The following is a 25,971-nucleotide window of genomic DNA, read 5'->3' on the forward strand; positions in this document are numbered from 1 at the left end:
GAGCTTGCGAGTCTTCAGCCCCAAGCCCTCAGCCCTGGTTTTTTCAGCCCCAAGCCCTCAGCCCTGAGCCCTCACTGTATGTCTTCTTTCAAATCGCTTTCGATCACCGGTTGGGGACGCTACCCGGTGGTAACTTCTGAAGTCTATCGGCCAGAGCGAGTTCGTGAAGTCTCAGCTATTCTGGCGGACCTGCACGACAAAGCCCTGATTGCACGGGGCTATGGTCGGAGCTATGGCGATGCCTCGCTCAATTCCGGGAAACGTGTGATGGTGAGTGAGCGCCTCAACCGAATACTTGCCTTTGACGATCAAACCGGATTGCTCACATGTGAAGCCGGGGTACAATTGAAAGACATTCTGGACGTTTTTGTACCACGCGGCTGGTTTTTACCTGTCACGCCGGGAACAAAATTTCCAAGCCTTGGTGGCTCGTTTGCCTGTGATGTGCACGGGAAAAACCATCACCGGGACGGCTCGATTTCGCGCCATACCCACGAAATCGAACTGATGCTGGCATCGGGTGACATTGTGCGCTGCACGCCGGCTGAAAACAGCGAGTTGTTTTGGGCCACGGCTGGCGGAATGGGGCTGACGGGAATCCTGTTAACCGTGACTATCCAACTGCAGCGGATTGAATCAGCTTATATCAGCGTTGATTTTCGCAAGACTCGTGATTTGGCGGAAACCATGGACCTCTGCGAATCCGAAGACGACCGGTATCACTATGCAGTGTGCTGGATTGACTGTCTCGCGTCGGGGAAATCCATTGGGCGCAGCGTCCTGATGCACGGTGAACACGCTCGACGTGACCAGGTACCGGCGAAATTTGCGAAAGATCCACTCCGACTGCACAAAAAAACAGCCTTAACCATCCCGATGGATTTTCCCGGCTGGGCAATCAATCCGCTTTCAGTTAAGTTGTTCAATTTCGGCTATTACCACAAACATCCGCAGAATAAGATGGGTGTCATTACTGACTACGATACCTATTTTTACCCGCTGGATTTTGTTCTGGAATGGAATCGGATTTATGGCCGACGGGGTTTCCTGCAATATCAATGCGTTTTTCCACTCGAAACCAGCCGCCAGGGAATGTTTAAGGTGCTTGAAATTTTGAGCCAGCAGCAAATCGCTTCGTTTCTGGCCGTGCTCAAACGCTTTGGCCCCCAGGAAGGCTTGCTCTCGTTTCCCATGCCAGGCTACACGCTGGCGCTTGATATTCCAATCAGCAATCAGCGCATGTTTGACACCCTCAAACAGCTTGATGAACTGGTGGTGGCTGAAGGCGGGCGTATTTATCTGGGCAAAGATGCCCGGATGTCGGCGGCGCATCTGGCCAAAATGTATCCGAAACTTGACGAATGGAAGCGCATCAAGCATCAGGTAGACCCGGATGGTATTTTTTCATCCGATCTTTCCCGCCGCGTTGGCTTATGTGGAGTGCGGCGGCTTGACGCCGCTTTCGAGCAAGGACGGATACTTTGACTACCCAATCATCTCATAAAAGATACCTTATTTTAGGCGCTTCATCGGCGATGGCACGGGCTGTCGCTGAGGAACTGGCGCGCCGTGGAAATGCTCTCGATCTGGCTGGGCGTGATTTGGAGGACATGGAGCGAACCGCCGCTGATCTTGCGATCCGGTATGAGGTTCAAGCGAGGGCTATTTCATTTGACGCTCTGGATCTAAAATCCCATATATCTTTTGCTCAGAAGGTTCTGACTGAATCTGGCCCGACTCTGGAAGGGGTGATCCTGCTCTTTGGTACAATGACTGACCAAAAGGAAGCTGAACAGGATTTTCACCAGGCGGAAATGATGATTGCGGCAAATTATACTGGGGCGGCTTCAATTCTTGGGTATTTTGCCAATGCGTTCGAAGCCCGCAACTCAGGGGTGATTGTCGGGGTGTCATCCGTGGCCGGAGATCGTGGTCGCCAGAGCAATTACATCTATGGATCAGCCAAAGGCGCCTTGAGTCTGTATTTGCAGGGGTTGCGCAACCGGCTCTTTCACAGTGGTGTCCGCGTGATTACGGTGAAGCCGGGATTTGTTGACACTGCCATGACATACGGGTTAAAGCTCCCGCCAATTGTGGCGCCGCCGGGTCGGGTGGCCCGTGATATTTGCAAGGCGATTGATGGCCGGGCGGATGTGATCTACACGCCATTTTTCTGGCGCTACATCATGCTCATCATTCAGCACATTCCAGAATTTGTCTTTAAGCGATTAAAATTGTGATGTAGCACCGCGATTAGTCGCCCTGAATGGCCTCTTCGATCACTTCTTTGATCAAGGGCATTTTCTCGCGGGCTGTCTGAAAGGCAATTGCCCGTCCAGCCGCTTTCCAGCCAATCCAGGTCAAAGTGTCAGGCGCCCGAAACTCCATCCGGTTATACAGTTCAGTTGAATTCCCCTTCTGTTTTGTCAACTCCCACCGATCCTCTCCCACCATGCGGCCTTCAAACGAACAGACCAGCAAAGCTGGGGTCTGAGTAATCACAACATAGGTAATTGGATCCAGGCCATGTTCGAGAAACTCAAATTGAAATTTTGTTCCCGGCCCGGTTTTTCGCCTGGAAAGCAGCGTGACTTTGACTTCGGTTGGCGACCAAAGTTCAATCAGTTCCGGTTCAATCAGGTAGGGCATGATCTGGTCCGGCAGGGCGCGAATGATGATGCGTTCTTCAAAAATATCCATGATGGTGAGGGGGAAGGGGAAAAGAATGAAGAATTGAGAATGAAGAATTGAGAATGAAGAATTGAGAATGAAGAAAGTGGTTAGTGGTTTGGAATCAATGCTTTCGAAGGGCCAAGGACCAAGGATCAAGGACCAAAAACTAACCACTTTCTCAATTCTTCATTCTTCATTCTCAATTCTTCATTCTTCACTCTTTCTCTTTGGGTTTGAGAACTTTGATTTCAGTGAGTTGAGTTGGCAGGCTTTCGCGGTAATTGACTTCAAGCCGGGTTCCAGGCGTGAGGTCGGCCAGCGAGAGTTCTTTGCCGCGGGCGAGGAAAAAGCCCTTTTCCGTCGTGATTTTGGCCGAGCGAGAAACCTTGTAGGTCAGTTCTTCATTTGTGATTTCATCTTTGGCCTGAAAGGTATATTTCTCAGCGTTGACTGATTTGACAACCAATTTTGTTTTGAGGGTGCGCCGGACCTCAGGGGTCGTCCGTGGCAATTTGCCGATACCAACTGAACCCTGGGCATAAGCGGTGGAATTACTGAAGGCAAAAAAGAGGCTGCCCACCACAAGTGAAAACAGCACAGGTGTGAAAGAAATTCTCGGGAAATAAAACATATGCTTCTGACTCCGAAGTGCGAAATGCTGAAAAGCGGGAAACAGGTTGGGTGCAGTTTCTGATTAAACCAAAAGAACCTGAAAGGTGACAAGGTGACTGGGTGACAAGATGACTGGGTGACAAGGTGAGTGGGTGACAAGGTGAGTGGGTGACAAAGTGAGTGGGTGACAAGGTGACCGGGTGAAGTAAGGGCGCTGTTGCTTTGAACCGCGTCCTCCTTCGAAAACCCCGAACCCCGAACCCCGAACCCCGAACCCCGAACCCCGAACCCCGAACCCCGAACCCCGATTACTTTATCAAGTCTTCCGGGGTAATGGAGCGATCCCACTCCCGCAGCAGGGTTTCGTCTTCACTTACACGTTGGGGATCGAGTTCTTTGGATTTAGCCAGTGCAAACCGGAAGGCAACTGGCCCAATTAACTGGAATATCGCAATGAGACCCAACATGATCGTTGACAGATTGTGCCCCCAGTTAGGAAAGGTTTGTTCGATCACCACGACAAAGCCAAGGGCGACTCCCGCCTGTGAAATAAGTCCAAGCCAGGCATATTTTTCGACACGAAGTGAAGATACTGATTGTCTGGATCCGATCCAGCACCCACAGTAAAGCGCAATCAGCCGAACCCCAACCATAATGAGGGCCACAATCCAGACCGACTGCAAGGCTTCGATATTCATTTTGGCGCCGGCAACGCAAAAGAAAATTGCAAAAACTACTCCAAGTGTGTGCTCAATATTCTGAATGAATGTATCTCCCTGCCGGGTAAAGTTTTCAACATAAAATCCAGCGACCAGGCACAGCAGAATTCCATCGAGCTGGAGTGCTTTCGCTGTTTGATAGCAGAGTAACCCGATTCCAACGGTAAAAATAATCAGATCTGTTTTGATGTATTTCAAATAGATCGAAACGACAACCCCGACCAGAATCCCAATCAGGCTAGAGATGACAATCTCCCATCCGAAGTGGGTGACAAAGGGAAGCATTTCAAACTGTTCTGTTTCTGATGTCAGGGCTTTGGCAATGGCAATTGTCAGGCTGAAAATCAGCACCACGATAATATCTTTGACCACGACCACGCCGAGTACAGTTTGGCTCACTGGGCCTTTGGATTGGTATTCATTTATCACGCCGATGACAACCGCCGGAGAGTTGACAATGATATAACCCGCAAGCAGTAACGTGATGGCCAATCTGAATGAAACAGGTGTTCCAGCCGTGAATGGGATATATGCTGTCAGAAACCAAAAGACGATGGCGCACCCACCAAACACACACAGCGTTTCGAAAATGCTGATATAGAGAACTGATTTCCAGCGTTCCCTGAGCGTGCGAAGCCGCAACTCGCCCCCAGCAATAAAGGCAATCAAGCTGAGCGCCAGGTTGTTGACCAGTCCTAATTCGGCCACCAGTGGTTCAGCTAAAAGATTGAAGCAATAGGGACCGCAAACAATCCCAATCAACATGTAAGAGGTGACGTGCGGTAACCCAAGAATGGCCAGAACAATGGATAAATTATGAGCCGCCAGTAAGATAAATCCAAGCGAGACAATGGCATAGCCGCCGAGGTTCTTATCAACTGTAAATATTCTCTCGGCTCGCAGATACCCCATTACAGCCACAATCAGCAAAATAAACCCAATCCGAGTCAAAATACCGTGCCAGGTTGGGGCAAGCTTCTCGTTCTGAAACTGAGCCAATTTCTGAAAAAATGAAACACTCACTGTATGCCTCCTCAGGATGTCTGCGGTTTGAGTGGCCCAATGGAATGTGCTGAATTGATTGGTTGGGACGTGGTTGGGTGAGGGGTGTTGCTTGCTATCTAACCGATAGTCGCGAATTGCGCAATACAGAGAAGCGTTTTTGCCTGTTGTTTTCCAAAGGTGTTGCTGGTTTGATAGCGGTTAAATATGGTCTGACCCTGAGTTCAGTTCCTTTCCTGTTTTTTCTTCAAATGGAGATTGGAAATTTATGACGAAAAATCAACCACGCAAAAAAGCAGTACCATCAGTGCTTCAACTTAAAATCACGCTCCGTGGCAGCAAACCACCGATCTGGCGGAGGGTTCAGGTGCTCAACAATATGACCTTCGCCGACCTCCATGACGTGATTCAGATTGTCATGAGATGGACTTACTCGCATTTACACCAGTTTGTGGTGGCCAATGAATTTATTGGTTCCGTTGCGGAACTTGAGGATGACGTGCTGGATGAAGCGCGGATTAAACTCTCTGATTATATCAGCGGGGAAAAAGGAAAATTTCGCTATGAGTATGATTTCGGAGACAGATGGGATCATACCATTGAAGTTGAAAAGATCCTTCCGGTTGATCCAAACCAGTCATATCCACGGTGTATTGCCGGGAAGCGGGCTTGCCCGCCTGAAGATTGCGGAGGGATTTGGGGCTATGCCAACCTTCTTGAAATCCTGGCTGATCCAAACAACCCTGAACACGAGACTATGCGGGTATGGGTTGGTGATGAATTTGACCCGAATGAATTTGACCTGAAAGCCGTGGCCCAGGTATTTGGAGGCCAGGATCAGTAGCGGGTTCCAGGCTCAAGGTTTGAATAAGCAAGCAGATGACCTATTCGAAAACCCTGAATCCGAAACCCTATTTTTTCACTGGGTCCACCGGGCAAGTTGTGGCACTATCGCGTAGCGCATTCATGTCACCTAATACTAATTAGAGTTCAGCGTATCGGGTTCAGAGTTTAGAAAATTACAATCATTTCAATGGTTTAGCCTTCTAGTAAATCGAGAATATGATTGCAAAATGGTATAACATCCAGCGCATTCGCTCCAGAATCATCTGTAACACATTGCCAGCGTTCGCAGGCAGTGATTTTTCTAAAGATCAGGTATAGAGAAAGGAAAGTGCAGTGGAAATAAATGAAAGATACTGGCTTGGAATGGGAGTTGGTATCGGTGTTGGATGTTTCCTTGGAGCCATTTTACTCGTTCCTACTTTGTACCTGGGAATAAGAGGTGAACTCAGTCTTGCCGCCATCTTCTTTCCAGGTTCGATTTTTGTCCTGTATTTCGCCACATCCATGGCTTTTCTGGTTGCTGTTATTGTTGCGGTACTGCACTGGCCCTTGTATGGAGCAATTGTGGGTTTTGCGTGGGCGAAAGGAGGCCAGAGCCGGGCCGGGCTGTGGCTCCTGTTGATCCTGGTGTTGCAAGCTACTACGTCAATGATCACAGTTGCTGGAATCTTGCCCAAGCTGATTGACCCCGACAACTGAAAGCGATGCGAGCCTCTGGCACTTCTGGATAAAGAGACACAGAGACAGCAGAAGAAACAACTGGTTCAAAAACAGTTTTCAAGAGGAATAATTCAGATTCAGAAAGGCCAATTTGATATCTTTCTCTTGAACGTCCACCTTGTTTCTTTATCTCCTATCTCTGGGTCTCAGCTATCCTGATCCTAAAAGTGATCAGAAGTTGGTATCCTGACACTTTGGGGTTTAGTTCTTCACTGGATCCGCCGGACGAGTTGGAAGCGCCGCCGGTCTGGTTTTCATTTCATTGAGGACTTCTTCAATGGCCCGGTCAAGCTGGGCATCCTTGCCGTTGAATTCGTCCATTGGCGGGTTATCCACGACGATATCTGGGTCAACGCCGTGGCCTTCGATATGAAATTGACCGGCCACATTAAACTGGCCGGAGGTCGGCATCGTGACATACCCACCATCAACCAGCGGTGTTTGCCCGTTGATGCCAACCACGCCACCCCAACTGCGTTTCCCGATCAATTTTCCAAGCTTGTATTGTCGAAACATCGCCGGGAAAATATCGCCGTCCGAGGCTGACAGCTCATTGAGGAGGCACACCAGCGGACCGGTAAAGACGCCAGTCGGATAGGTCGTTGTGGCACTATCACGTGGAGCATTCATCGCACCTAAAACCCGGCGCAATCGCTCCAGAATCATTTGTGACACGTTGCCGCCGCCGTTGTAGCGATCATCCACAATCAGTCCTTCTTTGCGAACCTGCGGATAATAGTACTTGACGAATTCATTCAACCCTTCGCCACCCATATTCGGAATGTGAATATAGCCCACGCGGCCATTGGTTTTTTGTTCGACATAGCGCCGATTGTTTTCAACCCAATTGAAGTACCGCAGATCAGTTTCACTTTCAATCGTGCGGACCTTCACCTCGCGAGCCCCCTGCAACGTGGGCTGGGAATTGACTTTGAGGGTCACCACGATGCCGACTTTGTTTTCAAGCAAGGCGTAGGGATTGGTTGGAACGCGAACCTCAGCTCCGTCAATGGCCAGAATGTAGTCGCCTTCTTTGACGTTGATGCCGGGCTCGGTCAATGGCGAGCGACGTTCTTCGCGCCAGTTTTCGCCCTGATAAATTTTCTTCAAGCGATACAGGCCATTCACGGTTTCAAATTCAGCGCCAAGGAGTCCAATGCCGACTTGTTTTTTCCGGGGGGCATCCCCGCCACCGACATAGGCGTGACCAACGTTCAATTCCGCGATCATTTCACCGATCAGGTAGGTCAAATCAGACCGATGCGAAACGTTGGGAAGCATGGCTCCATAACGGTCACGCATGGCCTTCCAATCCACGCCATGCATATTTCGTGAATAGAAGAAATCGCGTTCCAGACGCCAGGCTTCATTGAAAATTTGTTTCCATTCGGCCCGACGATCCAGTTTCATTTGGAGGCCATCCAGGTTGACCGCACCGTCCCCAGGTTTGGCCGGGCCTTTGGCATCAATCAAGAAGAGCCCGTTGCCAGCCCGGTAAATCAGTTTTTCACCGTCGGCGGAAAGGTCATAGCCGCCAACGGCGGCGATTTCGGTTTCCTTGCGCTTGTCGAGTTCAAACATACGGAGCGTCGTGCGCTCAGTCGGTGCCCCGGTCATCTGGTAGTTGGGGAAGTTGATATAAAACACCCGGTTTTTGGCCGTCAGCAACCCGACATAATTTCCTGGCGGCATGGGGAACCCTACCATCCGGTTTTGGATTCCATCCAGATCAATTTTGACATCTGGTACTTTGGGAGCTTCGGCTGGCTTGTCGCTGCTTTTGGCATCCGAGGGTTTGGCGTTGTCACCGATTTTGACTTCATCGCTTTCCGGCGCAAATGGTGACGGGGCATCTGCCTGGAGCGTGACCGCGAAAATGCGTGAGGTACGCAGGTAGGCATAATTCCATTCAAAGGTGCCCACCGTGGCATTTAAATCACGGTTTGAGACAAAAAACAGATATTTCCCGGATGGATCAAACGCCGGGCTGCCGCTGTCAGTAAAGGCATCGGTGACCGGATAGGATTTGTTTTCCGCCAGTGAGTACAGATGAACAGTTGAAAAACCGTTGGAATTCCATTCGCTGGCATCCGGGCGGGCATAGGAAATCCATTTGCTGTCCGGCGACCAGGTGTAGGCGCGAATCTCACCCGCTTTGGCCCTGTCAATCTGGGTGATTTTTTTGGTGTCGAGATCAATGTAGTGCAGCGCCTGGGTGGCGTCTGAGAAAATGAGTTTCTTGCTATCTGGTGACCAGTATGGGCCGTAACGGGTCACATTGCCGCCCGTGGTCACCTGAACCGCTGGTCCTGAGCCATCTTGCGGGATCACATAAATTTCATCTTCACCAGTGGCATCTGAAATATAGGCAATGGATTTTCCATCAGGCGACCAGGCTGCGTCTTTTTCACGTGAACCGGAGCTATTGGTCAAATTCCGGGTATTGCCCTTTTCGACTGGAATGGTAAACACCTCGCCCCGTGCCGTAATCACGGCGCGTTTGCCATCTGGTGACAGGCTGTAGTTTCCAATCAGGTTTCGTGGGTTGATAAACTCCGGTCGGGTCAATTTCCGGTCGTCGTTGAGTTCAATGGTCAGCTTGCGGGATTGCTCGGTTGCCAGATCAAGCAAGTGGATATACCCGGCATTTTCAAAGGCAATCGCGCCTTTGCCAAGCGATGGAAATTTCACGTCATATTCAGTGAAACTGGTGAGCTTTTTCGTCGCTTTTGAAGTCAGGTCATACACAAACAGATTTGTCGTTTTGTCGCGGTCTGACCAGAAATAGATTTTGTTGCCGCTCCACATCGGAAACACATCCTGAGCTTCGTTGTTGGTAATGTTTTCAAGCGCGCCGGTTTTCAAATCATAAATCCAGACATCGTCAGCCTGACCGCCACGATAGCGCTTCCAGGTGCGGAACTCCCGGAACAACCGGTTATAGGCAATTTTCGAGCCATCCGGGGAAAACGAGGCATAGCCACCGCGTGGCACGGGAAGTTGTTCCGGCAGGCCGCCTTCAAGACCAACCGTGTAGAGTTGTCCGGTCCAGGCATTGAGGCTGGTTCGTCGTGAACGAAACAAGACGCGCTTGCTGTCCGGCGTCCAGCCCAACACCAGATTATCCGGTCCCATGCGGTCCGGCAGGGCATCCATATCGAGACTGTACGTCAGCCGTTTGGGTTCGCCACCTGTGGCCGGCATCACATACACATCGCGATTGCCGTCATATTCGCCTGTAAAGGCAATATATTTTCCATCGGGAGAGAATTTTGGGAAGAGTTCCTGACCTTCGTCAGTGGTCAATCGGCGGGCAGGACCACCCTGGGTTGAGGCGATCCACAAATCGCCGGAGTACACAAAAACAACCTGATTCTGATGTACATCAGGATATCGAAGCAGCCGTCCTTCTTCAGCGTGCACACAAAACGTGCCGGCTAAAAACAAGAACGCAAGCCAAACCAGACGTTTGCCAAGCATGAAGTAAAGCCTCCAGAAAAGAAAAATCTTCAGTTGTAAAATGCAGCGGTTATCAATTGTGAGAAAGCGAGTAGCGAGTAGCGAGTAGCGAGTAGTACGTTACTACCTTTTACACCCACCAGAGCATTCTTGAAATATGCAATTGGAGAAAGTTTTATTCTTTAGCGTGAGCTAAGCAGATGGGATTTGCTTTATCTGAGGAATGCTATTCACTATTGTGTACTTGAACTCCTTGCTCCTCGCTCTTCTCATGATTGAGTGTGGGTTTGAACGACTCGCTACTCGCTACTCGCTCTTCTCAACCTATGACCCCAAAAATTTATCTTGATAATGCAGCCACGACTGCCGTGGCCCCTGAAGTTGTCGAAGCGATGCTGCCGTATCTGACCCAGGCGTTTGGGAACGCATCATCAGTGCATTCATTTGGTCAGGAAGCCCGTGCGGCGATTGAGCGGGCAAGGCGGCAGGTCGCGATACTGATCGGTGCGGCTGAAAGTTCTGAAATCATCTTTTTAAGTGGTGGCACTGAAGCCAATAATCTGGCAATTCGGGGAATTGCGGAAAGTTATGGTAGACCCGGACAACATATCATTACCACGGTTTTTGAACACCCTGCCGTGCTTGGCCCCTGTGCGGCACTGGAAAACCGAGGGTTTCGGGTGACGCGGCTTCCAGTGTATGAACATGGACTGATTCGGCTGGAGGATGTTCGGGCGGCACTCACCGATGACACCATTCTAATGACTATCATGATGGCCAATAATGAAGTCGGAACCCTGCAACCTGTTGCGGAGATTGGAAAACTGGTTCGCGAAGCACAGGAACACCGCCCTCACCTGTATTTCCATGTGGATGCCGTTCAGGCGGCTGGAAAAGTACCGATTGACGTGAAAGAACTCGGTGTGGATCTGCTCTCACTTTCAGGCCATAAAATCCATGCACCGAAAGGCGTTGGCGCGCTATACCTGCGAAAAGGCGTGCGACTCGCGGCTCAACAACTGGGTGGTCATCACGAACGGGATCGCCGGGCCGGAACTGAAAACGTGGCCGGAATCGTCGCATGTGGGAAAGCTGCGGAACTGGCTTCCCGGCAAGCCGCTGAAATAACTGAAGTTACTTGCCTGCGTGATCATCTGGAACAATCTCTGATCGAAAAAATCCCTGGGCTTCAGGTCAATGGTGATCCCAATTCACGCCTGCCAAATCTGATCAATCTGAGCTTTGACACGATTGATGCCGAAAGTTTATTGATCGCGCTTGATTTAAAAGGAATTGCGGTTTCGACCGGGGCCGCCTGTTCGTCAGGATCAACCGAACCGAGCCACGTGTTGGCCGCGATGGGATTTTCCAGGGAACGGGTCCGGAGCAGCCTTCGATTCAGCCTGAGCCGCTACACGACATCAGCGGAAATTGACCGCGTGATTGAAGTTTTGCCGGAACTTGTTGAACGTCAACGCCAAAAGGCGAGAGGTGCGAAGTAGCAATGTTGGAGTGCGGTGGCTTGACACCGCTTTCACAAACTATGAAGAACTACTGGAAGATTATTGTTTTCAGCCTGATAGCCATTGTTGTGGTCGTTGTGGTCGTCGTGGCTGGAGCCGCCTATTATGCGACCGGGACACCGGTATATTCGCTCTATGTGCTTCGAAAAGCATTGCGCGAACAGGATCGTGACCAGTTTTATCATCATTTTGACGTTCGACGGGTCGTAGAACATACCGTGGAACAAAAAGTGAGCCCCACGATAAAAAGCTACCTGCCTCTGATGGGAAGGGACACCGCTTTGGATCTGGCCGAATCCATTGTCCGCCGAAAAATTGACGAGCGTCTGGCACACCCTGAGTCAATTTCCTTTGGAAAAATGACGCTGGCTTCGATCAACCAGCAAGGCAAAACCGCTCAGGTCACATTGCGCAACCCAAAAGATGATTCAACCACGGTTGTCGGCATGGAGCAAATGAGTGACCGTCATTGGAAAATTGTTGAAATTGATCTTTCCCAGGCTGACGCCAGTGTCTCACCCGAAGAACTGCTTCAAGGAACAAGAAAGAATTGAGAATGAAGTTAGTGGTTAGTGGTTAGTGATGCCAGTTAAGGGTTGAAGTGGTGGTTGGTCCTCATCCCCGTTGGGATGGAGTAAGGTGAGCCGGTGGTCAGCGTGGCTTTGGACGCGCCACCACCGGATGTGGGTCATTTACCAGGGCTCGCAGACTCGCCCTGGGCTACGAGCCGTCACCTACTTCGTAGGTTAAGAACCAAAACTGCTTCAACTCTTCATTCGCATTAGTGGTTAGAAATCAGTACTTTCGAAGAAGAACCAGGAACCAATTACTAACCACTAACCACTAACTTCATTCTCCTGGGTTTTCCTATGTCCTGGTCTATCCGAACCAAACTCACCCTCTGGTATTTGAGCATTGTCGGAGCGGCGCTGCTGATCCTGGGAGGTGTGCTCTATTTTTTCCTCTCACAAACATTTCTGAATCTGGTTGATTCATCGCTTCAATTTCATGTTCAAGCCCTGGCGGCAAATGCCAGCGGTAACCCGACCGTGGAAAATGATACTGAGTTTGCTGAGTCACCGGCTGTTCCCGCATCCCCCGAATCTGGTGGGCTGGTGCTCCCGCCACAATTGATTCAGTTTGTAGATGAAACCGGAAATGTGTCGCAACAGGTGCTGGAGCAGTCAGAACAGACGTTGCTTGGCAAATCACCCTCCCGACCCCTTGGTAACTGGCGGCAGGCGGGTCGGCTTTCAACTCCGTATTTTGAAACGATTGAACTGGATCGCGGTCATCGCCTGCGATTGGCAACGTTGGCTGTTCGGAGCGAAGGCCAGTTGGAATTATTTATTACGGTTGGGCAGGAGCTAGATGGGTTGATCCGGCTCCAGAACACGGTTTTAGAAGTTGTCGGCGTCAGTATCCCGATTATTCTGGTGTTGTTGGGGAGTGGTGGGTGGCTGCTTGTGAGGCAGACGCTCAGGCCGGTTGATCAGTTGACCCGTGCCGCTCAACGAATTGGGGAAGGGAACCTGCGGGAACTGGTTCAGACGCCGAAAACAGGCGATGAACTGGCGCGCCTGGCCGAAACATTTAATCAGATGATCACCCGACTCAACGTTGCTTTTGAACGACAGCGTCAATTTACGGCGGATGCGTCACACGAATTTCGCACGCCGTTGGCGATTATGCGGAGCGAACTTGAACTTGCCTTGCAGCGAGAACGACCGGCGGAAGATTACCAGCAAACCCTTGAAAGCCTGCTTGAAGAAACTCGGCGATTAAACAAACTGGTTGATGATCTGTTGACACTGGCCAGATCAGATAGTGGCGAGCTGGCGTTGGAATCAAGTCCCATTGATTTGGGAGTGCTCTGTGAAGAAGTTATTGATGCCTTCACGCCGCTGGCGGAACTTCGCGAACAACAGTTACGCCGGATCGTGCCCGACGGAAAAGCCCTGGTTCCTGGAGACCGTCAGTGGTTACGGAGATTGCTCCTCAATTTGCTGGATAATGCCCTCAAATACACTCCTCCTGGTGGGCAAATCGAACTCAAGGTTGAGGTTATGCCTGAAGATACATTGCATCAACCACGGATTCGGGTGGTGATTTGTGATACAGGACCTGGTATTCCAAAGGAAGATCGGGAACGAATCTTTGACCGGTTTTATCGTCATTGCCATACTGGAAGCAACGAACAAGGCGGGTTTGGATTAGGGTTGTCTATTTGTCGGTGGATTGCTCAAGCCCATCATGGAACCTTGAAATTATTGGAAAGTGAACACGGGGCGGTTTTCGAGGTAGTACTTCCAGGAATGAAGAACCCATCTAGTGGTTAGTGATTAGTGGTTAGTGGTTAGAAATCAATACCTTCCAAGAACCAAGAACCAAGAACCAAGAACCAAGAACCAACCACTAATCACTAATGCCAGTGAAGGGTTGAAGTGTTTTTTGGTTTTCATCCTGAAGGGATGGAGTAAGGTGAGCCGGTGGTCAGCGTCGCTTTGGACGCGCCACCACCGGCTGCGGGTCATCTCCAATCCAAATTTCCCCGCCCGGCCAGCCGCCGCCGTAGGCGGCGGCTGGCCGGGCGGGGGTGAGGAGGCGACGTTTTCCCAGGGTTGCACCCTGGGCTACGAGCCTGCCACCCGCTTCGCGGGTTCAAATCCGCTCATTTTTTCAACTCTTCACTGGCATCACTAACCACTAACCACTAACCACATTCTTCATTTGGTTTCCCGCTTCGTCACATGGATGTAACAGGACTTTCTTAGATTGCAACCAAAGTGCCCCACCACAATTTTTTCGATCAGATCACTCACAACGAGCAGGCACGTGGCAATCCATCAGTTTGCAGGCTGGCAGGTTTGGAGGTTCGATTTTTAGGGTTCGGAAAGTGGTATTAGCCCAAGGCAGACACCCGGCCACTTTTGGTATACTCTAAACAAATTTCTTTTTTGAGGATCCTCCCCCCCAATGAATACCTACGTGACGCAAGCCGAATTAAACCAGTTGCGCGATAAGTTTCTTCTGTTTGGCGGCCAGGCTGAAGTGGCTATTGCCCAGGCCACGCAGGCACTTGTTCATCGAGATTCTGGACTGGCCCGACTGGTGATTGATGAAGATGACGAAATTGACACCATCGAATCCGAAATTGATCAGATGTGTGTTGACCTGTTGCGGTTTCGGAATTCTTCGGATGATGATTTACGGTTCATCGTGAGTATTGTCCGGGCGACACCAATGGTGGAAAGAATCGCCGATCATGCCGTCAATATCGCCCGGCATACGCTCAAGCTCAACAATGAGCCTCAACTCAAGCCCTATATTGATCTCCCCCGTATGGCTGACATCGTTCACCACATGCTGATTGATGCCCTGGATGCGATGGCCCAACACGATGCGAAACGGGCGCGAAGTATCATTTTGAATGACAAGGAAGTTGATCGGCTCTATCGCCGCATTTTTGATGAACTCCTGCTGTTTATGTCTAACGATGCTTCCTGTGTCGTCCGGGCGGCTGAACTGCTGTTTGTGATCAAGCATCTGGAGCGCATTGCCGACTATGTCACCAACATCTGTGAACAGGTGGTGTATATGGTCGAAGGCAGCAACATCAAGCATTGCAATAATCTTCGACTCTCTGGGGATGAGTCGGAAAACAGCGGATTGAACCTGGCCTGGTAAGGGGGATGGCGACCAGGTTGGCGTGTGAATACCTGGAAAGCCTGGTGTTTTATGGGGTTTCAGGAAGTGAATTCACGGCTTGTTGTGTTTGCCGACAACCATCGTAGCCGCAGATAACCCCCCAATCAGCCAGTTGTAATTTTGGAAGTACCTATGAAAAAAAACATTGTTGTCATTGAAGATGACCTGGATATAGCTCAATCCATTCGGTATAACCTGGAACGAGAAGGCGGGTTTCAGGTACGAATTGCTTCAACCGGGGAAACCGGGTTACGGAGCGTGCTGGAGCATCCACCCAGCCTGATCATTCTCGACATCAACCTGCCTTTGATGAACGGCTTTGAAATCTGCCGCCGGTTGCGCCGCGAAGAAACGACCTCCCAAATTCCAATCATTATGTTGACAGCCCGCATGGACGAAACCGACAAGGTGCATGGGCTCAGTCTTGGGGCGGATGATTACATCACCAAACCATTCAGTGTCCGTGAGTTGATCGCCCGTGTCTATGCCGTCTTACGCCGAAGCGAAGGTGAATCCACCGCACCAGTCTACGACGATGGAACGCTCTTTATTGATTACGCGCATTTCATTGTCCGGTGTAGTGGACAGGAAGTTAATTTGACACGCAAGGAATTTGGATTGTTGAAGTTGCTGGCTCAAAGCAAAGGTCGTGTCCTGACGCGTGAATATCTGTTGGATCGCGTCTGGGGGATTGACTACGACGGCGAAACCCGAACCCTGGATGTTCACATCCGACGGTTGCGACAAAAGCTGGGCATTGAAGGCTATATTGAAACGGCAGTTGGGATTGGCTATCGCTTTGTTGAAGTTCGCAAGCCAATCGTCGCCGCAACCTGATTTCCCACCCACCCACACCTATCATGGAATCGCCACCAAACCAGTATTCACCAGCCTTAATGCAGGCGGTGCTCGGGTCACTTCGCGAAGGCATTCTGGTTATTGACCAGGATACCAATATTGTTCTCTATAACCAGGCGGCCTCTGAGATTTTTAAACTCCGGTTGCAGGATGCGTCCGGGCGGCTCCTCCGCCTGGTTGATGCCACCCGCAACAAAACCATTCATCAGGGGTTTCGCAAGGTTCTTCAGGATGGCACCCCGTTTGAAGGTGAAGTCGAATTTCTCAACAGCCAGACCCGCACATATAGCTTTCGAGCAACTCCACTGTTATTAGCCCCAGGAAATACAGTAAACGGCGCCATTGGTGTATTTTCCGATATTTCCCAGTTGGTGAAATTAGAACGTGTCCGACGCGAATTTTTTGCCAATCTGTCACACGAACTGCGCACTCCGTTGACTTCCATTCTGGTGTATGTGGAAACACTCCTCGATGGGGCGATTTATGACATTGATTACAATGTCGAGTTTCTTCAGATCATCAACAAGCACGGCAAACGCATGTTGAATCTGGTCAAAGATATTGCCGATCTTTCGGCGATTGAAGGTGGCGAGGTTTCAATTACATTGACGGATGTTGATCTCAAAGCTTTTGTCGAAAATCTGGCCACACTGGTTTCCGCCGAAGTTGAGGAACAAAATTTGACGTTCACCAACGCTGTACCTGCCGGTATTCGAGTCTTTGCCGATACCAAAAGCCTGGAACAAGTTCTGATGAATCTCATTGTGAATGCCATCCGGTTTAATCGTCCGAAAGGAAGCATCACCCTGAGTGCCCGGTTGGAAGACCCGGAGCATGTGGTCATCACTGTGAAGGATACCGGGATTGGGATGGACGCCCACCATCTGCCCAGGATTTTTGAGCGCCTGTACCGGGTTGATAAATCACGTTCACAGGAAACTGGTGGTACGGGGCTGGGGCTGGCAATTGTGAAACACCTGGTTCACACCAACCATGGCGACATCTCGGTCGAAAGCACTCCCAACGAAGGAACTTCATTTCATATCAAGTTGTTGTGCCCGCCACAGGCGTGAAGAATTGAGAATGAAGAATGAAGAAAGTGCTGGTGCTTTTTCGAAAAGTTTATTCTTCAGTCCGAGTTCTTCAGCCTGAGTTCTTCAGCCCCAAGCCCCAAGCCCTGGTTTTTTCAGCCCGCTTTCTTCAGCCCCAACCATGAAAAAAGGCTGTGTGAGTCGCTCATCGCGTTCACACAGCCTATGGCTGCAATATCATTTCTGCACGCCTCTCCCTTCAATAGAGTTAACTTGCACCACGTAGCCTTGATGAACCCCTTAGGAGAAGAACCCCGTGTTCGACCTGGACCCATTGTGCCTTTTGATTACCTTGGCGTGCCCGCTTGTAAAGATCGGTGGGTGAACTGCAAAAGAATGTCACCCGAGTTGAGAGGAGAACGGTTAACCTGGGCAGGTTTATGCCGCAGGATGGGTGGCTAACTGCGCAACTGGGGTCAGTTCGACCGGTTGCATCTTCAAAAAACAGTCACGGCAATAAACGGGACGGCCCTGCGTTGGCAGGAAGGGAACCGTCGTTTTGACACTGCATTGAGCACATTCGACCGCCACCTGAATCCGAGGACGGCTACCATCGGTGCTCATGGCGGAAAGCAAGGCATTAAAGCGTTCGTTTTTCTTGATTTTGCAACACTTGCAGCGTTTGGGGGTATTTTTCAGTCCTTTATCCGCAAAAAACAATTGCTCACCAGCCGTAAATACAAAATCACTTCCACATTCGACGCACTGAATTGATTTATCTTCGTACTCTTTGATCTCTTCCATAATGTTCTTCGACTCCTCTAATGACTATAAGGCGCTTTTGCTCACACGATAAGTGCAGAGCAGGGTGTAGACACGTGCAAACGGGCAGACTTCGTCCCCGGATCGCCATCTGAAACCTGTCTGAAAACAAAAAACAGGCAGACCTCGACCGAAGCATTCAGACCCCCGTCTGAATACCTTTCCGATTCCCCCTGGCTCGATTTGTGTTGGATTACTAAAGAGTGAAAAGGTGTCTGTTGACAATCATTTATGTATCCGAAGTTAAAGTGATTGTCAAGCATTTTGTCTGGCGCTTTTCCCTGGTTTGACCTGTCATGGGCCGCAACTAATTGATTTTTCAATAAGAAAGAGGCTGTGAAGAGTAACGCCTTTTTTTCTCGATATTTAGTCTTGATGACCTAGTGTAACACTTGAGATTTGAAGAAAAATGAATTTTTCTAGTGTTCTGAACTAAAAAAACCAGGGCTTGGGGCTTGGGGCAAAGGAAGGGATGAAGGATGAGGGATGAAATAAAACCAATTCTTCAGCCCGAAGTTTTCAGCCCTGAGCCTGAGGACTGAGACATCATGAAACTCCGTTGCGGAAAGGTCGGTTTTCGCCCGGATGGGCGGTGGAAAGTAGCCGGTGGGCAACCTGCTTTGAGGCGCACCCTCCGGAATCCAAGCCCCGGCAGGTTCGCGCCCGGATGGGCGCTGGATCAAAATCTCAACGGGTTTACAGAATTGAGAATATCTGACCGGCACAATTTTCCAGCGCCCATCCGGGCGCGAACAGAATCAGACCGAAGATCCGGTGGTGTGCCCAAAGCGGCAAACCACCGGCTACTCTCCGTCGCCCATCCGGGCGGAAACTGTCAAGCTCAAGCAACCTTTCTGCAACGGAGTTCCGCCCTTCTTTAGGTTTGACGTGCCTTGAATTTGGTAGGCATAATGAAGCCGGCAATTCACCATTGCGACTCAAGCTCAATTGCAACTGATCTGTTCTGATTCACAGTCAATCAACCTGTTGAACAATCTGGGTTTATCAACAACTGACAACTGACAACAAACCAGGATCATTTCAACCCAACACAGTATCATCCGCTTATGGAATATTTATGGGTGGTTTGGGCACTTCTGGCCGTCGCCTTTATTGTGGCTGAGATCTTTACCACAGGGTTTGTGCTGCTCTGGTTTGGAATTGGGGCGATTCTGGCTGCGCTCCTGGCACTGGCAGGAGTTGGTGGTCTTGGGTTGCAAACCCTTGTTTTCTTATTTACCTCCATTGTCTTGACGGCAGCTTCGCGCACGATCTTTTTGAAATATCTGGTTACGGATACTGATCGCTCTTCGCTCAGAGTTGGCACGGGTAGTTTACCTGGCCAGCGTGGAGTGGTGGTGACGCCCAGTCAGGGGGCCCTCAGAGAAGGGGAAATCAAGGTCTACGGCTCGATTTGGAAGGCGATCCCTGAAGAGGACATTGATCTCCTCCAGGAAGGTGAAGAGGTCGAGATTGCTCGTGTGGACGGCAATAGTCTCTATGTGCGCAAGCCCCGTCGTGAACCATCGTGGCGCGAGTTGGAAAAATAAACTCTGCTCAAAACAGATAAGCCTTTGCTTGGTGAAAGGTACATCTGAAAGGGGGATTTCTCATGGAAGGACTGCTTCTGTTTTTCCTCGCAATTATTGTCATTGGCATTTTGGTAACTCTTGCTAAGTCAGTATATATCGTCCCGCAGATGAGTGTGATGATCATTGAGCGGTTGGGAACATTCCAAAAGCTGGCTGATAGTGGTCTGCATCTGGTCATGCCGTTTATCGAACGACCTCGGGGGATGTACTGGGCGGGATTCCGACCTGGAGTGACACTGATTGATTTGCGCGAACAATTCACCGATCTCCCCATGCAGCCCGTCATCACTCGCGACAACGTCACCGTTGGGGTTGATTCAGTGATTTACTGGCAGGTGACCGACCCGGTCAAAGCCGTATATGAAGTCGCGGATTTGACCGGCGGCATTATGCAGCTCACCACCACGGCCTTGCGCAATGTGATGGGAGAAATGGATCTGGATCATACCCTTTCATCGCGTGACACCATCAATAACCGGCTGCGCATGGTAATGGACGATGCCACCCACAAATGGGGCGTCAAAGTGACACGGGTGGAAGTCCGCAATATCAATCCGCCAGATGATGTCCGCATCACCATGGAAAAACAAATGACGGCTGAACGAAACCGGCGTGCCGTTGTGCTCCAGGCCGAAGGTGAAAAACAGGCGGCCATTACCCGTGCCGAAGGTGAGAAACAGGCGTCAATTACCCGCGCTGAAGGCGACAAACAAATGCAGATTCTACGGGCTGAAGGGGCCGCCCAGGCCCGGTTGCGTGCGGTTGAAGCCGAAGCCGAGGCGTTACGTCAGGTGGCGAGTGCCCTGGGCGGTCAGTCAAACCCGGCGCAATATCTGATTATGGGGCGCTATATCGAATCCCTGCGTGAAATGTCAGCCGGTCAAAACAGCAAAGTCATCTTTATGCCGGTTGAGACATCACAGTTGTTTTCCTCAATCGGTGCCTTTAAAGAACTGTTTCAAGAGACTCAGCCACAAGAAGGAACAGCTATTCCTACCCAGCAAATTTTGCCTCCGGCGCGGACCAAGCAACTGGTTGAGCGATAAGTTGGGACATGAGTTGAAATGGGCACATCCCTGGTGTGTTCGTCTGTTAAATGTGGGGTATCGTTATGTCGAAATCATTTCTTCGCTGGTCATTGTGGGGAATTGTCCTGGTGAGTCTGCTGGCGCTGGCTTCAGATCGAGGACAGTTGGCCGCTGCCGATAAGCTTCCGTTTGCCCGCCTGATGCCACGTGGCGCACTGGCCTATGTTCAAACAAAAGATTTGGCCGGATTGCTCAAAACCTGGCAGGATTCCAAGACCAAAGAGAACTATTTCAACTCACCCAGCTATCGGGCATTTACCCAATCGCGGCTCTATCTTGAACTCCAGGAACGACTTCGGGAGTTTGAACAGGGTGCCGGGATTGAGTTTACCGAAGATCAGGCCATTTCAATGGCTGGCGGTCAATCGGCGGCAACGCTGTACGATATGGGAAAGGTCGAGCTGGTTTACATCAGTGAACTTCCGCTTGCCCAGGCCACGGCGACGATGCTCTTTAAACAATCGCCTCGATTTGATTCGCATCGGCGCGGCAACTTTGAATACTTTGTCCAGGAGCTGGCAACCGACGGTGGACGGTTGCGGCAGGGATTGTGTTTCTCGGCTTCTGATGGGAAGTTGATCCTTACCACCACTGAGCCACTGATGCAGCGGACGCTGGATAATTTGATCAACCGAAATGCCACCGATGCCACGGATCATCTGGCCGTCAGTATGTCGCCCGTGCTGGCGGTTGCCCAGGATTTTACGCCGCACGATATGACGCTCTGGGTTGATGCACCGCGTCTGCGCGACCAGCGGTTTTTCGGCACGTACTGGGTTCAAGGGAAGCAAGCCAACTTGAGTCAGGTGAACACCAGTCTGGCCGACCTTGAGTTTGCTTCTGGAGGCATCTGGGAGCGGCGTTGGGTGGTGCTGGCAGATGAGGCTGCGAAACAATCTGCACCTCAAACTGGAGCCGTTAACCTGGTTGGATTGTTGCAGTTTGTCCCGGATGAGACGCAGTCAGTTTCTGCCTCAGCGGTTACTTCAGCCACTCAGCAAGCCCAACTCACCACACATCTGGCAAAGTTGATCTTCCCACCGCTTCGACCACCGATTGAACCCTCAAATCTGTCATTTTCTCCGTCAAGTTATTCTGAAGAGTCAAATTCGTCTGATGCCAACCAGCTTGAGCGGTATCGGTTTCTGGACCAGCGATTTGATCAGGACGTTGATGACCCGGCTTCAACATTGACCGGAACCAAAGCCAAATTGACGGTTCCCTCCTTCCAGCAGCAGCTTGACAGTCAGTTTGAAAAAGACCTGGCTGAGATCCTGAACCGGGCTAAACCGACAAGTTTTGTTCAACTTGGGAATGTAAAGCCGGAAAGCAGTGGTGGGCCCTTTATGCAAATCAACCAGGCGATTGTGGTGGAGTGTGGCAGTTCCTTTGACGCTTCGCGGTTTGAGGCCGCCGCGCTTCAGGTTTTGGGTGGCCGACTGGTCGTGCCTGGAACAGCCGCCTCATTTCAGTGGAAGGCGCTTGCCAATGGGGTGCGGGTGCCTCCAACCGATCTGGTGCAACAGGGTGGGGCTTATCAACAGGTGGGGAATTATGTGATTTTTGCCAGCCGGCCTGAGTTCTGTGCCGCAATTGCCGCTAAATTCCAGGCGAAGAGCCAGCCGGCACTGCTCCCTGAGACCAAAACGGCTGACCGGTTTGCCATTGTTCGACTTGGTGCTGGTCGTGAAGCCTACCGCCGCTTGATGCAGCAGCTTGAGTTTGTGCCATCAGATACTGCGACCGAAATGGGAGATGAAGAGACCGGAGACGTCGCCAGCGGACCAAATCCGTTTTTCAGTTCAAATTTGAATTCGCTGATCAATGTGGCCGGGTATGTGGAAGACATCACCCTGGAATCCAACCAAAAGGACCGGGCGCTGACCGAAGTGATTCGCTATCGGTTCTCACCAGCGGCACCGCCTGCACCCAAAGTGAAACCAAAGGGATAATGAAGAATGAAGAATGAAGAGAATCCCTAGTGGTTAGTGGTTAGTGGTTAGAAATCAATACTTTCGAAGAAACACCAAAAACCAGGAACCAATTTTTTCTTAATTCTTAAGTACCTTACCGAAAATTTCCAGACATTTTAACCACGGAAACCACGGAAACCACGGAAAAAAATCAAGCACTTACCAAATCCAATATCTCAGGAAACTTATGACAAGGTACTTAATTCTTGAGCGGCTGGGTTGCCGGCAGATCAATCTGCAGGGTAAAGCTACACAGGTAAATTGGCTCACCCGGAGTTACTTCAGCCCGCTTATCAGTTTGAACTTCTTTTCCGCCAATAATCACCGGGTTGCGGCCTAAACAGGTGATATAAAACCTGCCATCGTCAGTGCGCTCTAATTCCAGGTGTGAGCGGCTAATCTCCATATCTCCAGTCAACCGAACATCTTCTTGTGATCCACGCCCAATTCCGACTTTAGTTTTATAACACGGAGTTGATGACTGGTGGTGTCCGGCGTGGAGCACCGTGATTGAAAAAAGCGCTGTCCGAGGACGGACAACCGTGGCTTCATCATCCACCAACCCAGCCGGTTGTCCTCGGGGCTTGACTACGGTGGCACCTTCATCGAGGGCGTCGGTTTTTGGAATAGTCGGGGAAGGCGGTGCTGGTGCCGGTTTCGGTGGTGTCCGAGGTTTGACCTGGGTCATTTCCGGAGTTGAATCCCAGACGGGCTGGACGCGAAATTTCCCCTTTTCCAGATTTGGATCAACTCGCAATTCAAGCGCGATGGTTTGAGTTTGGAGCCGACCACTTCCGACCAGTTCGCGAGCCCGTTCGGCAATCACGGTGTGCAGGCCACGTTCGAACCCACGGCGTTTTTCGCCTTGCCAGTCGGCATCATCTTCCTTGCTCAAAAACACGATGTATTCCGGTGGAATGTAGGTTGGTTCCCCCGGCGGCGTAAACATCTCAGCCTGCATGACTTCTTCGATGCCACGCGCCACCGTGACCAGGAATTCTTCCCACCGGCTTGGTGCCCGGCGTTTCTCTGCTACCTCGACGTCTTCTTCATCGTCAATCCAGCCACGCAATTTGCCAATGATGTCTTTGAATGCCATAGGTTTTTCGAGTGAGTCAGTTGATATTCGTTGGTGGTCAATGATCAGGAGTCAGGAAGTTCCCATGATTCCAAACCAGTGCTTCTTTGTACAAGCAATTTTTCTATGTTGCTGGATTATAAGCTTTGAACTGCTACACTGAGAAATATTCACCGGTTGAAAATTTGTACAACTTTGTAATATATTGTCTTGGCCAGAAATCAGAGAGGTGATCTGTATGTCCATTCTCGCCCACAAAGAACCTGCGGAAATAATCTACCCAGAAAGTGATGGGAAACCAATGGCCGAAAACGATGTGCAATATCGGTGGATTGTCACGATCAAGGAAAACCTCAATGCGATGCTGCCCGATTATGTCGCCAGCGATTTGTTTTGGTATCCGGTTGAGGCGAATTCTTACATCGTCCAGGCTCCAGATGTCATGGTTGCATTCGGACGCCCCAAAGGAGACCGGGGAAGCTATCGTCAATGGGAAGAAAATAACGTTGCCCCAGCCGTTGTGTTTGAGATCCTTTCGCCGAGCAATACTTACCTTGAGATGCAGAAAAAGCGATTGTTTTATGAGCAGTATGGAGTTGAGGAATATTATGTCTACAATCCACAGGGAAATGTGCTCGAAGTCTGGGTTCGACGTGATAACCGGCTTCATTTGCAGCCAAACCCTGACGGTTGGGTGAGTCCACGGTTGGGGATCCGATTTGAGGTAAATCACCCGCAACTTGTTTTGTACCGACCAGATGGCGAACGGTTTTTGACGGTTCAGGAACTTTTTCTTGAGCGTGATCAAGCCCGACACGAGAAAGAACAGGCGGTTCAGATGGCTGAAACTGAACGACAACGGGCTGAGCTATTAGCTGAACGACTGCGCGCGTTAGGTGTTGATCCTGATCAAATGTGAGGCACTGGTCCTAAAAGGAATGTTATTCAGTGGTTTTTTTTACTGTCTAACTTATTCATATAAAAGAAATTCCCGCCGCAGTTCAATAAACGTTTCCACTTCATCCTGCCACGTCGCGCTGATTTCTTCCCAGGGAAGATTGGCTTCAATTTGCTGTCGGAGCGTGTTGTTTCCCACGATGATGTCAAAGGCGCACTTGTCAAAAACATACTCGTAGGGCGATTGTCGCCACGCAAAGTGTTCCGGATAAAAGCGATGCAGGGCTTTGAGGATTTCAACTGCAATCTGAAACGACCGCAAGCTGGCCCGATTCTGAATGTGAATCTGCAGTCCACCGCAGATTTCACCAACAAATTTGTGAAACGTCGGCTGGAAAAACATCGGGCGGAAGTAAGCACCGGCCAACCCCAGCGAATTCAGATGGTCAGTGAGTTGATACGGATCAATAAACGGCGCTCCAATGATTTCAAAGGGGCGGGTTGTGCCACGACCTTCAGAAACATTGGTGCCTTCAAACATCACCATACCTGGGTAAACCGTTGCTGTATCAAGGGTTGGCATATTGGGGGAGGGCATCACCCACGGCTGCCAGGTTTTATCAATCCAGAGTGTTCGATTCCAACCAGCCATTTCAGAGACATAGAGTTCACACCCAATGTTGCCGATGTGGTTAAAGAGTCGTGCCAGTTCTCCAATCGTCATGCCGTGGCGCATGGGAATCGGATACATCCCGACAAATGAGGCGTAGGCTGGATCCAGGATTGGTCCTTCGAGGTCGCGTCCATTGATTGGGTTGGGGCGGTCAAGGACGACAAAGGGAATTCCTTTTTCCTTCGCGGTTTCCATGGCCAGGGCCATGGTGTAGATAAACGTATAGACCCGCGTGCCGACATCCTGAACGTCAAACACCAGAACATCTACATTCTCAAGCATTTCCGGTGTTGGTTTGCGCGCTTTCCCATACAGACTATAGACCGGAGCACCAATTCGGCTGTCTTTCGGCCAGCCTTCCCATTCGATCATGTTGTCCTGGGTTTCACCACGAATACCGTGTTGGGGGCCAAACAGCGCCGTAAGTTCAAATTCCGGGCGGGCGTGAAAGAGGTCAGCCGCGTGCTGGTAACACAGGTCAACCGACGCCGGATGGACAATCAATCCAACGCGTTTTCCACGCAACCAGTCCAGATGATGGTCAAAAATTCGTTCAAGTCCAGTTTGCATAAGAGTTAGGGTTCCGGGTTCGGGGTTCCGGGTTCCGGGTTCGGGGTTCGGGGTTCGGGGTTCCGGGTCTTCGATTTTAGGTCTTTTTTGTCCTTTTCGTCCTTTTGGTTGTTTTTCCAGAACTCTG

The 25,971-nt window shown here is 50.5% G+C and carries 23 protein-coding genes; 16 read left to right on the forward strand and 7 right to left on the reverse strand.

What is annotated here, in order from left to right:
- The first annotated feature begins 78 nt into the window (after window positions 1-78).
- Together HY774_09400 and HY774_09405 are read left to right on the forward strand one after the other, a co-directional pair.
- Window positions 79-1,485, forward strand: a complete 1,407-nt coding sequence (locus HY774_09400; protein MBI4748695.1) for an FAD-binding oxidoreductase — start codon at window positions 79-81, stop codon at window positions 1,483-1,485.
- Between the two features lie 50 nt (window positions 1,486-1,535).
- Complete coding sequence (locus HY774_09405; protein ID MBI4748696.1) at window positions 1,536-2,240, forward strand: SDR family oxidoreductase; 705 nt, start codon at window positions 1,536-1,538, stop codon at window positions 2,238-2,240.
- 13 nt (window positions 2,241-2,253) lie between these two features.
- Here HY774_09405 and HY774_09410 read toward each other — a convergent pair whose 3' ends face one another.
- The 3 genes from HY774_09410 to HY774_09420 all read right to left on the reverse strand — a co-directional run bounded on the left by HY774_09410 (window position 2,254) and on the right by HY774_09420 (window position 5,027).
- On the reverse strand, window positions 2,254-2,700 hold the full coding sequence (locus HY774_09410; GenBank protein ID MBI4748697.1) for an SRPBCC family protein: 447 nt from the start codon (window positions 2,698-2,700) through the stop codon (window positions 2,254-2,256).
- Window positions 2,701-2,887: 187 nt separating this feature from the next.
- The gene (locus tag HY774_09415; protein ID MBI4748698.1) at window positions 2,888-3,304 is read right to left on the reverse strand and encodes a hypothetical protein; all 417 of its coding nucleotides are present in this window, start codon (window positions 3,302-3,304) and stop codon (window positions 2,888-2,890) included.
- Between the two features lie 289 nt (window positions 3,305-3,593).
- Window positions 3,594-5,027: a cation:proton antiporter gene (locus HY774_09420; protein ID MBI4748699.1), complete on the reverse strand. Its 1,434-nt coding sequence runs from the start codon at window positions 5,025-5,027 to the stop codon at window positions 3,594-3,596.
- 247 nt (window positions 5,028-5,274) lie between these two features.
- Here HY774_09420 and HY774_09425 point away from each other — a divergent pair, with 247 nt between their 5' ends.
- Both HY774_09425 and HY774_09430 read left to right on the forward strand, forming a co-directional pair.
- Window positions 5,275-5,850, forward strand: coding sequence for a plasmid pRiA4b ORF-3 family protein (locus HY774_09425; GenBank protein MBI4748700.1), 576 nt, complete (start codon window positions 5,275-5,277; stop codon window positions 5,848-5,850).
- A gap of 335 nt (window positions 5,851-6,185) precedes the next feature.
- Complete coding sequence (locus tag HY774_09430; protein ID MBI4748701.1) at window positions 6,186-6,551, forward strand: hypothetical protein; 366 nt, start codon at window positions 6,186-6,188, stop codon at window positions 6,549-6,551.
- 222 nt (window positions 6,552-6,773) lie between these two features.
- Here the strand turns inward: HY774_09430 and HY774_09435 are convergent, their stop codons facing one another.
- Window positions 6,774-10,052, reverse strand: coding sequence for a PD40 domain-containing protein (locus tag HY774_09435; GenBank protein MBI4748702.1), 3,279 nt, complete (start codon window positions 10,050-10,052; stop codon window positions 6,774-6,776).
- A 305-nt stretch (window positions 10,053-10,357) separates the two neighbouring features.
- On the opposite strand from HY774_09435, the gene HY774_09440 reads away from it, so the two are divergent.
- The 7 genes from HY774_09440 (at window position 10,358) to HY774_09470 (ending at window position 17,193) form a co-directional block, all read left to right on the forward strand.
- Entirely contained in the window at window positions 10,358-11,533 is a 1,176-nt protein-coding gene (locus HY774_09440; protein ID MBI4748703.1) for an IscS subfamily cysteine desulfurase, read from the forward strand.
- Window positions 11,534-11,574: 41 nt separating this feature from the next.
- Entirely contained in the window at window positions 11,575-12,108 is a 534-nt protein-coding gene (locus tag HY774_09445) for a hypothetical protein (protein MBI4748704.1), read from the forward strand.
- Window positions 12,109-12,423: 315 nt separating this feature from the next.
- Window positions 12,424-13,893 (forward strand): HAMP domain-containing protein, encoded by a 1,470-nt coding sequence (locus HY774_09450; protein ID MBI4748705.1) that lies wholly within the window; start codon window positions 12,424-12,426, stop codon window positions 13,891-13,893.
- A 142-nt stretch (window positions 13,894-14,035) separates the two neighbouring features.
- Window positions 14,036-14,257 (forward strand): hypothetical protein, encoded by a 222-nt coding sequence (locus HY774_09455; GenBank protein MBI4748706.1) that lies wholly within the window; start codon window positions 14,036-14,038, stop codon window positions 14,255-14,257.
- A 273-nt stretch (window positions 14,258-14,530) separates the two neighbouring features.
- Window positions 14,531-15,241, forward strand: a complete 711-nt coding sequence (gene phoU, locus HY774_09460; protein ID MBI4748707.1) for a phosphate signaling complex protein PhoU — start codon at window positions 14,531-14,533, stop codon at window positions 15,239-15,241.
- Window positions 15,242-15,394: 153 nt separating this feature from the next.
- A complete protein-coding gene (locus HY774_09465) occupies window positions 15,395-16,099 on the forward strand; it encodes a response regulator transcription factor (protein MBI4748708.1) in 705 nt (234 codons plus the stop codon).
- Between the two features lie 23 nt (window positions 16,100-16,122).
- A complete protein-coding gene (locus HY774_09470; protein ID MBI4748709.1) occupies window positions 16,123-17,193 on the forward strand; it encodes a PAS domain-containing protein in 1,071 nt (356 codons plus the stop codon).
- A 396-nt stretch (window positions 17,194-17,589) separates the two neighbouring features.
- Here the strand turns inward: HY774_09470 and HY774_09475 are convergent, their stop codons facing one another.
- Window positions 17,590-17,955, reverse strand: coding sequence for a zinc-ribbon domain containing protein (locus HY774_09475; protein MBI4748710.1), 366 nt, complete (start codon window positions 17,953-17,955; stop codon window positions 17,590-17,592).
- Window positions 17,956-18,521: 566 nt separating this feature from the next.
- Here HY774_09475 and HY774_09480 point away from each other — a divergent pair.
- The 4 genes from HY774_09480 to HY774_09495 all read left to right on the forward strand — a co-directional run bounded on the left by HY774_09480 (window position 18,522) and on the right by HY774_09495 (window position 22,605).
- Window positions 18,522-18,854 (forward strand): hypothetical protein, encoded by a 333-nt coding sequence (locus HY774_09480; protein MBI4748711.1) that lies wholly within the window; start codon window positions 18,522-18,524, stop codon window positions 18,852-18,854.
- Between the two features lie 186 nt (window positions 18,855-19,040).
- Complete coding sequence (locus HY774_09485) at window positions 19,041-19,523, forward strand: NfeD family protein (protein MBI4748712.1); 483 nt, start codon at window positions 19,041-19,043, stop codon at window positions 19,521-19,523.
- A 62-nt stretch (window positions 19,524-19,585) separates the two neighbouring features.
- The gene (locus HY774_09490) at window positions 19,586-20,611 is read left to right on the forward strand and encodes an SPFH/Band 7/PHB domain protein (GenBank protein MBI4748713.1); all 1,026 of its coding nucleotides are present in this window, start codon (window positions 19,586-19,588) and stop codon (window positions 20,609-20,611) included.
- Window positions 20,612-20,676: 65 nt separating this feature from the next.
- The gene (locus HY774_09495; protein MBI4748714.1) at window positions 20,677-22,605 is read left to right on the forward strand and encodes a hypothetical protein; all 1,929 of its coding nucleotides are present in this window, start codon (window positions 20,677-20,679) and stop codon (window positions 22,603-22,605) included.
- Window positions 22,606-22,825: 220 nt separating this feature from the next.
- Here HY774_09495 and HY774_09500 read toward each other — a convergent pair whose 3' ends face one another.
- The gene (locus HY774_09500; protein ID MBI4748715.1) at window positions 22,826-23,725 is read right to left on the reverse strand and encodes an FHA domain-containing protein; all 900 of its coding nucleotides are present in this window, start codon (window positions 23,723-23,725) and stop codon (window positions 22,826-22,828) included.
- A gap of 217 nt (window positions 23,726-23,942) precedes the next feature.
- Here HY774_09500 and HY774_09505 point away from each other — a divergent pair, with 217 nt between their 5' ends.
- Complete coding sequence (locus HY774_09505) at window positions 23,943-24,623, forward strand: Uma2 family endonuclease (protein ID MBI4748716.1); 681 nt, start codon at window positions 23,943-23,945, stop codon at window positions 24,621-24,623.
- A 51-nt stretch (window positions 24,624-24,674) separates the two neighbouring features.
- Here the strand turns inward: HY774_09505 and HY774_09510 are convergent, their stop codons facing one another.
- Window positions 24,675-25,844: a DUF1343 domain-containing protein gene (locus HY774_09510; GenBank protein MBI4748717.1), complete on the reverse strand. Its 1,170-nt coding sequence runs from the start codon at window positions 25,842-25,844 to the stop codon at window positions 24,675-24,677.
- Window positions 25,845-25,971: the final 127 nt, after the last annotated feature.

This window comes from Acidobacteriota bacterium (genome assembly GCA_016208495.1).
GTDB lineage: Bacteria > Acidobacteriota > Blastocatellia > Chloracidobacteriales > Chloracidobacteriaceae > JACQXX01.